This is a genomic window from Mesorhizobium sp. M7A.F.Ca.CA.001.10.2.1, from assembly GCF_003998575.1.
Classification (GTDB): Bacteria; Pseudomonadota; Alphaproteobacteria; order Rhizobiales; family Rhizobiaceae; genus Mesorhizobium.
Genome location: NZ_RZQY01000874.1, coordinates 1 through 2,002, shown reverse-complemented (window position 1 = coordinate 2,002; position 2,002 = coordinate 1). Strand labels below are relative to the sequence as shown.

The window sequence follows — 2,002 nt, the reverse complement described above, 5'->3', positions numbered from 1 at the left end:
GCTCATAGAGTCGCATCTGGTCGGAATCGAGATATTGCCTGACCGATGCCGGGGTGCGCATGAAATCCGTCGGGCGGATCGCTTCGTGCGCTTCCTGGGCGTTCTTGGCCTTGGCGGTATACTGGCGCGGCTTTTCCGGCAGGTATTTTGCGCCGAATTCCTTGGCAATGGCGTCGCGTGCGGCGTCGATCGCCTCGGGTGCCATCTGCACGCCGTCGGTTCGCATATAGGTGATGAGACCTGTGGTCTCGCCGCCGATCTCCATGCCTTCATAGAGCCGTTGCGCCACCTGCATGGTGCGGCTGGCCGAGAAGCCCAGGCCCGATGAGGCGGCCTGCTGCAGCGTCGAAGTGGTGAAGGGCGGGCCGGGATTGCGCTTGGTCGGCTTGGCTTCGACCGACACCGCCTTGAAGGTCGCGCCTTCGAGCATCGACTTGATGTCGTCGGCCTGCGCCTTGTTGGAAATGTCGAGCTTTTGCAGCTTCTTGCGATCGAAGGCAGTCAGCCGCGCTTCGAAATTCTCGTTGCGCGGCGTGCCCAGCAGTGCAGCGATCTGCCAGTATTCCTCGCGGAGGAAGCGCTCTATTTCGGATTCGCGGTCGCAGACGAGACGCAGCGCAACCGACTGGACGCGGCCGGCCGAGCGGGCGCCCGGCAGCTTGCGCCACAGCACCGGCGACAGCGTGAAGCCGACGAGATAATCCAGCGCCCGGCGGGCGAGATAGGCATCGACCAGCGGCGCATCGATCTGGCGCGGATTGGCCATCGCCTCCAGCACCGACGATTTGGTGATGGCGTTGAAGACGACGCGGCTGACCGGCTTGTCCTTCAGCGCGCGCTTCTGCTTCAGCACCTCCAGCACATGCCAGGAGATGGCTTCACCTTCGCGATCCGGGTCGGTGGCGAGGATCAGGCCATCGGCATCCTTGACCGCCTTGGCGATGTCGGCGAGTCGCTTGCCCGAGGCGGTGTCGACCGCCCAGGACATGGCGAAATCCTCATCCGGACGCACCGAGCCGTCCTTGGCCGGCAAATCCCTGATATGGCCGAACGAGGCCAGAACCTTGTAGTTCTTGCCGAGATATTTGTTGATTGTCTTCGCCTTGGCCGGCGATTCGACGACGACGACGTCCATGAGGTCTCATATCAGCTGTGGTGCGGCAGAAGAATTCCGCTGCGCGCGACGAAATCTCGTTCTATTTGTCGCTCACATGGCCGCGCTTTTGCATCCGGTCAAGGGGAAGCGCCCAAATTGCGGGCCGGCCCGCGGCAATACACTCTTAGAGTGTATGGAGAAAATCACAGAATTTGGGAAAGGGAGATGGTGGTCTCAAGTCAGCGGAAACGACTGGTTTTCATTTTCGCCGAGTCGCGGAAAGCTGCTGGAGCAGTGGCATCGGGGCGACGCCAGTGGCAAATTGATCGACGCTGGCCGCCGGCTGCATAGAGCGATGCCTGGCGACCAGCCTTGTTCCGCCATCAGGCGTGAATGTATTGAGTATCTTAGTCGGCCTTGACGATATGCCAGACTTCGCCGACGCCGTCGCCGGTCACATCGCCGGGCTTCTCGTCCTTGATGAAGGTGTAGACCGGCTTGCCGTCATAGGCCCACATCTTGGTGCCGTCGGTGCGGTCGACAACGGTCCATTCGTCGTCCGCCTTGGCGCCGGCTTCGGCTTTCAGCGGCGGCCAGTTGGTGGCGCATTTGTCGTAGCAATTGCTCTTGCCCTTCTCGTCCTTGTCATAGGTGTAGAGCGTCATGCCATTGGCGTCGGTGTAGATCTTGGTGCCATTGACCTCGGCTTCCTTCCACGCGTCGGCGGCGAAGGATGCGGCGGTGCTGAGCAGAAGCGCTGCCAGTCCTGCGGTTATGGTTTTCATGGAAATCTCCCTGACTGGGTATCTGGAGACGCGCGGGAAATCGCGGCCTCGCTGTGTCAACGCCCAGGGGCTGCCGTTTCTTCCCCGGCAAGCATGATCTTGCCAACACAATGGTGATTGG

At 61.3% G+C, this 2,002-nt stretch carries 2 protein-coding genes; both read right to left on the bottom strand.

What is annotated here, in order from left to right:
- Positions 1-1,135: type I DNA topoisomerase (gene topA / locus EN964_RS32905; protein WP_127277325.1), on the bottom strand; the 1,135-nt coding region annotated here is incomplete at its 3' end.
- Positions 1,136-1,503: 368 nt separating this feature from the next.
- The gene (locus EN964_RS32900) at positions 1,504-1,881 is read right to left on the bottom strand and encodes a hypothetical protein (RefSeq protein WP_127268352.1); all 378 of its coding nucleotides are present in this window, start codon (positions 1,879-1,881) and stop codon (positions 1,504-1,506) included.
- Positions 1,882-2,002: the final 121 nt, after the last annotated feature.